The organism is Halorubrum sp. SD612, from assembly GCF_002135005.1.
On record NZ_NEWI01000135.1, the window covers coordinates 1 to 7,020 of the forward strand.

7 protein-coding genes and 2 pseudogenes are annotated in these 7,020 nt (G+C 71.5%); 2 read left to right on the plus strand and 7 right to left on the minus strand.

Annotated features, from left to right (window positions below; translation table 11 throughout):
- The 7 genes and pseudogenes from B9G38_RS13155 to B9G38_RS13180 all read right to left on the minus strand — a co-directional run.
- Positions 1–424, minus strand: a pseudogene (locus B9G38_RS13155) (mechanosensitive ion channel family protein); the annotation flags it as partial.
- Positions 425–484: 60 nt separating this feature from the next.
- Positions 485–1,762, minus strand: coding sequence for a histidinol dehydrogenase (gene hisD / locus B9G38_RS13160; protein ID WP_086220653.1), 1,278 nt, complete (start codon positions 1,760–1,762; stop codon positions 485–487).
- Between the two features lie 91 nt (positions 1,763–1,853).
- Positions 1,854–2,063: a hypothetical protein gene (locus B9G38_RS13165; RefSeq protein WP_049930132.1), complete on the minus strand. Its 210-nt coding sequence runs from the start codon at positions 2,061–2,063 to the stop codon at positions 1,854–1,856.
- Between the two features lie 6 nt (positions 2,064–2,069).
- Positions 2,070–3,035: a phytoene/squalene synthase family protein gene (locus B9G38_RS13170; protein ID WP_086220654.1), complete on the minus strand. Its 966-nt coding sequence runs from the start codon at positions 3,033–3,035 to the stop codon at positions 2,070–2,072.
- Positions 3,036–3,194: 159 nt separating this feature from the next.
- Positions 3,195–3,326 carry an HVO_2523 family zinc finger protein gene (locus B9G38_RS18740; RefSeq protein ID WP_254921840.1) on the minus strand — a complete coding sequence of 44 codons (132 nt, stop codon included), beginning with the start codon at positions 3,324–3,326 and terminating at the stop codon, positions 3,195–3,197.
- Between the two features lie 95 nt (positions 3,327–3,421).
- Positions 3,422–3,982 (minus strand): hypothetical protein, encoded by a 561-nt coding sequence (locus B9G38_RS13175; protein WP_086220655.1) that lies wholly within the window; start codon positions 3,980–3,982, stop codon positions 3,422–3,424.
- Between the two features lie 103 nt (positions 3,983–4,085).
- Positions 4,086–4,664, minus strand: a complete 579-nt coding sequence (locus tag B9G38_RS13180; RefSeq protein WP_086220656.1) for a cysteine hydrolase family protein — start codon at positions 4,662–4,664, stop codon at positions 4,086–4,088.
- A 147-nt stretch (positions 4,665–4,811) separates the two neighbouring features.
- On the opposite strand from B9G38_RS13180, the gene B9G38_RS13185 reads away from it, so the two are divergent.
- A complete protein-coding gene (locus tag B9G38_RS13185) occupies positions 4,812–6,626 on the plus strand; it encodes an Hvo_1808 family surface protein (RefSeq protein ID WP_086220657.1) in 1,815 nt (604 codons plus the stop codon).
- A gap of 74 nt (positions 6,627–6,700) precedes the next feature.
- Positions 6,701–7,020, plus strand: a pseudogene (locus B9G38_RS13190) (nicotinate phosphoribosyltransferase); the annotation flags it as partial.

Below are 7,020 nucleotides of genomic sequence, written 5' to 3' on the forward strand. Positions count from 1 at the left end.
GCGTCCAGACGTTCGAGAAGACGGGCGCGAAGTCGAACCGGCCGCCCTCGCCGTTGACCGCGGCGACGAGCCGGTTCACGACGCCGTTGGCCGCGTACGCCCAGACGAGGACGATCACCGACAGCGAGGGCCGCCCGAACACCGCGTCGAGCAGCCGCGGCTCGACGAGCACCGACGTCCGGACCGACGGCACCTACGTGAGCACGTACACTCCCGCGAGCGCGGCGGTGACGACGAGCGGGGCGCGGAGCGACGAGAGGACGATGTCGTCGTAGCCGGTGTCCGTGTGCGAGACGTAGCGGCGGGCGACCCGGAGGACGACGAACTCCATGGCCAAGGCGCCGACGACCGAGACGACGAGGACCGCCACCGTCGCCTCCAGCGCGGAGAACCCCTCAAACAGCGTCAGCGGCGACGGAAACATACCGTCCCGAGGCGGCTCCGCGAGATAACCGTTGCTACCCGCCGAATTGCGGGCGCGCCGCTACTCGAACCGCTTCCGGACGCTCTCCGCGTGCGCCTCCAACCCCTCCGCCTCGGCGAGCGAGGTGATCGTCTCCGAGAGGTCGTCGAGCGCGTCGCGGTCGAGGCGCTGGACCGTCGACGACCGGAGGAACGTGTCCACGGAGAGCCCGCCGTAGCGCTTCGCGCCGCCGTTCGTCGGCAGTACGTGGTTCGTCCCGGCCGCGTAGTCGCCCGCGGCGACCGGCGAGTGCGGGCCGAGGAAGACGGAGCCGGCGTTGGTGATCCGGTCGAGGAGCGCCTCGTCGTCGTCGGCCACGATCGAGAGGTGTTCGGCGGCGTACTCCTCGGCGAACAGCACGGCCTCGGGCATCGACCGCGCGTGGAGCACGCCGGAGGCCTCGTTGTCGAGCGCGGCCCGGATCGTCTCCTCGCGCTCGCGCTCGGCCGCCTGCGCCTCAACCGCGTCGGCGACCGCCGCGGCGAGGTCGGCGTCATCCGTGACCGCGACCACGGAGGCGTTCGGGTCGTGTTCGGCCTGCGCGACGAGGTCGGCCGCCACGAGGGCGGGGTCCGCCGTCTCGTCCGCGAGGACAAGAACCTCGCTCGGGCCGGCGAGGAAGTCGATTTCGGCGTCGCCTTGGACGATCGACTTCGCAGCCGTGACCCACTTGTTCCCGGGGCCCACGATCTTCTGGACCCGCGTCACCGTTTCCGTGCCGTAGGCGAGCGCGGCGACGGCCTGCGCGCCGCCGACCTGGTACACCGCGTCGGCCCCCGCCTCGTGGATCGCCGCGAGGGTGACCGGGTTCAGATCCGCCGCCGGCGGCGTGGCGACCGCGACGTGGTCGACGCCGGCGACGACCGCGGGGATGATCCCCATCAGCGCGCTGGAGGGGTACGCGGCCGCGCCGCCGGGCACGTACACGCCGACCCGGTCGATCGGACGGAACCGCCGCCCCAGCTCCCGGCCGCCGAAGTCGTCGCGCCAGTCCTCCGGGCGCTGCCGCTCGTGGAACTCGCGGACGTTCGCCGCGGCCTCGCGGACGGCGTTGAGGACCGGGTCGTCCGCGTCGGCCAGCTCGTCGTGCGCCCGCGCCGCGTCGTCCGTCACGTCGATGTTGCCGACGGCGACCCCGTCGAACTCCTCGGCGAACTCGCGGACCGCGACGTCGCCCTCCTCGCGGACCCGCTCGACGATCTCCCGCACGTCTTCGCGGACCCCCTCGACGCCGGCGTCGCGCTCGAAGAAGGCGCGGCGCTCGGCCGGCGAGAGGTCCGCGACGGTTCGTACGTCCATACGCTTCGTGGGGGTCGACGCGGCAAGGGCGTTCCGACTCGGGCGGCGCTGGCGGTGCCACGGCCGACCGGACGAGGCGGGCCGTCGCCGCTCACGTCAGCGGGCGGATACCCGTCAGATCGAGGAGGGCGAGGACGACGAGACCGGCGAGCAGCCCGGCCGCCGCGAAGAGGACGGGCGCCGACGCGGCGACGGCGACCCCGTAGGGCGCCACCAGTCGGGTCGTGCCGCGGATGAGGAAGGAGACGAACACGAGACCGAACGCGGCGAAGGCGAGGGCGACGAACCGGGAGCGGTCCACGGGCGCTCAGTCCGTCTGGGGAACGCCCGTGCCGTGGGGTCCGTGGCCGTGGGACTCGCGGCTGGGGTCGAAATCGGTACACATGTCGTAGAACACCGCCTCGGGGTCGCGGTTCCACTGCCACTTCCAGCGGGTGCGGACCAGCAGCGACAGCTTCCGGGTGAGCGACAGCTCCGGGGTCGTCGAGACGGTGTCGTACCCGAGGTTCCGGATGAGGCGGTGGTGGTCGACGTACAGCACCGCCGCGAGCAGCACCGCGAGCTGGCAGTCCTCGGGGAGGTACTTGATCCCCGCGACGCCCTCCTCGTAGAGGCGCTCCGTGCGGGCCATCTCCTCGCGGATCGCGGCCGCGACATCCTCGTCGAACTCCAAGTCGAGGATCTGCTGCTCGCTCACGCCGTGGCGCCGCAGGGTCTCGAGGGGGAGGTAGATCCGGTCGCGCTCGACGACGTCCTCGCGGACGTCCCGGAGGAAGTTCGTCATCTGGAACGCCTCGCCGAGCTTCGTGGCGTGCGGGAGCGCCTCGGCCTCCTCCTCCGGATCGAGGTCCATGATCGACGTCATCATCCGCCCGACGGCGGCGGCGGAGCCGTCCATGTACGCCTCTAGGTCCGCGTAGGTTTCGTAGCGGTCGGTGTCGATGTCGCTCTCCATCGCGTCCACGAACGAGTGAACGTCCGCGTCGGCGATGCCGTTCCGCTCGCGCACCTCGGAGAACGCCTCCAACACGGGGTCGTCGGTCGGCTCCTCGCCGAGCGCGGCCGCCCGGAGCCGGTCGAGTTCGGCCCGCTGCTCGGCGGGCGGCGCCGTGTCTTCGGCGTCGACGACCTCGTCGGCGATCCGGAAGAATCCGTACAGCACGTACGTCGGGTGACGAATCCGCTGCGGCAGTAGCCGGGTGGCGACGTGGAAGGTCTTCCCGGTGCGGCGCTGGATCCGCTTGCTCCGGGCAACCTGCTTTTGCTCTACCATGCTGACCTCGGTGGGTCGGCAAGGAGGGTCACGTACGGGTCGCCCATCATAAAAGAAAGGTCGGCCTCCAAGAACATAACAGTTCGCACGACACAGTTCGGGTGCCGATCGACCCCGGCCGTGCCGGCGATCGACGCGGCGCGCGGCGCGACCGACGGCTCAGTAGAACGTGTCGCTACAGTCGTAGACGACGCCGTGCGCCGGACAGACGTACTTACAGTGCCGGTGGTACATCGGGGTCTCGCAGACCGGACACGGGCGACCGCCGTCGTCCGCGGGGGCATCGCTCACGGCGGACACACGCGGTCGAGAGGCAAAACCCTATCCACCGTTCACCGCGTCGAGATACCTGACCAGTCAGTCGTCGAGGGCGCCCCGGAAGCGAGTTACTCGTCCGCCAGTCGGTCGTACACCGAGCGAGCGACCGTCTCCTCGTCGAACGGGAGGGTTAACACGCCCCCCCACTCGGAGCCGGTGAGCGCCCCCACCGTCTCCCCGTCGAGTTCGACGCGCCGCACCTCGGTCCCGTCGAGCGTCATCGACACCACGAACGCCGCCGGGTCGTCGGTCGCCCCCGCCTCGTCGAGGCGGCTCCGGAACGACTCGATCCCCGCCTCGGAGAGCACGACCTGGACGAGGTACTCGCCGTCTTGGGAGAAGACGCCCTTGACGCGGTCGAGGTCGCTCGCGTCGAACAGCAGCGCGTCGGTCCCGTCGTCGCCGGTCGCCCGCGCGACGAACGGCGCGTCGGGATCGACGCCGGCCGACGAGGGACCGGACCCGCCCCCTCCGTCGGCGGACGCGCCGCCCGTCGGTCCCGGACCGTCGCCGCCGATGCCGCCGGCCGCCTCGCCGTCCGTCACCGCCGTCGCGCCCGCGAAGCCGACGGCGCCGACCGCACAGACCGCGCCGAGGCCGCCGAGCACGCCCCGTCGAGAGATGTCCATACCCTGCGGTTTCGGCGAGCGGTAAAAAGGATTACACGCCGATTTCCGCGCGCGATAATTACGGAAATCCGGAACGTTCGACATCCGGAACGCTCGCCGCCGGTTACTCGGCGGCGAAGGCGACCTCGTCGCGGGTCGCCGTCTCGCCGAACAGCCACTCGGCGTGGTCGACCGCGTACTGGCGGTGGTCCTCGGTGATGTAGCCGAGCGCGTCCTCGACGACGACCGGACGGTAGTCTCGGAGGCCCGCGCTCCCGGCCGTGTGGAGGACGCAGACGTTCGCGAGCGTGCCGCAGATCAGCAGGTCGTCGATGCCGTGCGCGTCGAGGTACCCCTCCAAGTCCGTCCGGTAGAAGGCGTCGTAGGTGTGCTTCTCGACGACGTGGTCGTCGTCGCGCACGTCGAGGTCGGCGACGAGTTCGGCGTCCCACGACCCCTCGACGACGTGTTCGCCCCACCGGTCGAACTCGTCGTAGTAGTGGGTCTCGTCGAACTGCTCGGGCGGGTGGACGTCGCGGGTGTAGACCACGCTCGCGCCGGCCTCCCGGGCGCGGTCGACGAGCGTCGTCACCGGCTCGACCGCCGCCTCGCTCGGCTCGGCGTAGAGGCTCCCGTCCGGGTGACAGAACCCGTTTTGCATGTCGACGACGACCACCGCGGTTGCTGTCGGATCGAACGCCATACCGGCGGTTAGCGCGCAGGGGGCAAAAACCGTCGTCCGTTCCGCGGGGTCCGCGCGGCGATCCGCCGACACGGCAGGAAAAAATCCGCCGGCCGCGGCGCCGAAGGAACCGACAAACTACTTACCGGGGCGGCCGATAAATCTCGTATGCGACGGGTTCTCAGCCCCTCGACCGCGGCCGCGATCGTTGCCGCGGTCGCCGTCCTGTGTGTCGCCTTCACCGCCGGCGTCGCCGCCGCCCCCGACGCCGGCGCGGTCCCCGCCGAGTCGGCCGGGAACGGCCCCGTGACGTCCGACGCCGTGCCCTCCGCGTCGGCCGAGGAGTGCGGTCCTGGTGACGGCACCGAACTGGTGGGCTGTTGGAACGGGACCCACTACGAGGAGTCGGTCGACTTCGCGGAGACCGACGGACTCAACGAGACGCAGTTGGCGGCGCTGACGGACCTGACGATGGCGCGCGTCGAACACGTCCGTCAGCGCCCCTTCCGGGAGGACGTGCCGGTCGAGACGGTCTCCCGGAGCGAGTACCTCAACGACACGGCGAGCGGGAACGGCTCCGAGGCGTTCCGGCGCTGGAACGACCAGGTGTGGGAGGCGCTGTTCGTCGTCGGCGACGACGCGAACGCCAACAGCGAGATCGACTCGGTGTTCGGCGGCGCGGTCTCTGGCTTCTACTCGCCGACGGCGGACCAGATCGTCATCGTCGTCCCCGACGGGGAGTCGCCGGATATCGACCCCTCCACGCTCGCGCACGAGCTCCTCCACGCGATGCAAGACCAGTACCACGACCTCACCGACCCGCGCTACGTCGGCGCGACGCAGGACGGCGACCTCGCGGTCGACGGGATCGTCGAGGGGGAGGCGGTCCACGTCGAGGAGCGGTACGCCGCCCGCTGCGCCGACAACTGGACCTGCGCCGAGCCGCCCGAGAGCGGCGGGGGCGGCGGCGACGTGCCCGACTTCAACTTCGGCATTCTCCAGACCGTCCTCCAGCCGTACGGCGACGGCGCGCTGTACGTCCGCGAGCTGCGCGACGGGGGGGGCTGGGCCGCCGTCAACGAGACGATGAACGACCCGCCGGCGTCGACGGCTGAGGGCATCCACCGGGACCCCGACTACGAGGAGCGCAACGTGAGCTTCGAGGACGCCGCGACCGGCGGGTGGGAGACGTACGCGGACCAGGGGGTCGACGGCGCGGGGACAGCGGGCGAGGCGTCGATGTTCGTGATGTTCTGGTACCAGAGCGCCGGGGTGCGGTTCGACGGCGGATACGAGTATTCGGTGCTCGAGCCGGACCGGTCCCCCGCGGAGAACTACAACGTCCACTTCCGCACCGGCGCGGAGCTCCAAACCCGGGGACTGTACAACTACGCGCACCCCGTGACCGAGGGGTGGGCCGGCGACGAGCTGTACCCCTACCGGAACGGCGAGCGCGACGGCTACGTCTGGGCGACCGAGTGGCAGACCGAGGGCGACGCCGCGGCGTTCCGCGACGCCTACGTGCGGATGCTGACCGCGCACGGCGACGGCGACTACGCCGAGGGGACCGTGTACGAGATCGGCGAGGAGAGCGACTTCCCCGGCGCGTACGGCGTCGAGCGCGACGGGACGAGCGTGACGATCACCCACGCGCCCTCGCCGGCGGGCGTCCTCGAACTCCGGCCGGACGCCGACCTCGAGCTCCCGGACGCGGGTGACGGGGCCGACGGCGACGGCGGTGACGGCGGAAGCGACAGCGGCGACGACGGCGACGTGAGCGACGGAACCGACGGCGCCGACGGGGCGAACGGGAGCGACGACGGGAACGGGAGCGACGACGGGAACGGGAGCGACGACGGGAACGAGAGCGACGACGGGAACGAGAGCGGCGACACCGCCGGCAGCACTCCCGGATTCGGGGTCGCGGCGACGCTCGTCGCCGTTATGGCGGCGCTCGGGCTGTTCGCACGGCGATCCACGTGAACTGATCCGCCGGGGATCGTCGCGCGCTCGCCGCGACACGGTGGCTTTTCGTCTCCGCGCCCGAACCGTCGAGCATGAGCGAGTTCGACATCGTCGACGCGGCCGCGATCCGGGAGGGCCGCGCGACCGACGCGTACTTCGAGCGGACCGAGGCGGCGCTGGAGGCGGCGGGGCGGAACCCGCGCGTCGTCGCCGAGGTGACCGCGGACCAGTTCCCGGACGGGGAGTTCGAGCTGTTCGCCGGCCTCGGCGACGCCGTCGAGCTGCTGGCCGGACGCGGCGTCGACGTCGACGCGATCCCGGAGGGGCGGCTGTTCGACGGCGGGCCGGTGATGCGGATCGAGGGGCCGTACGCGGCGTTCGCGCGGCTGGAGACGTCGCTGCTCGGCTTCCT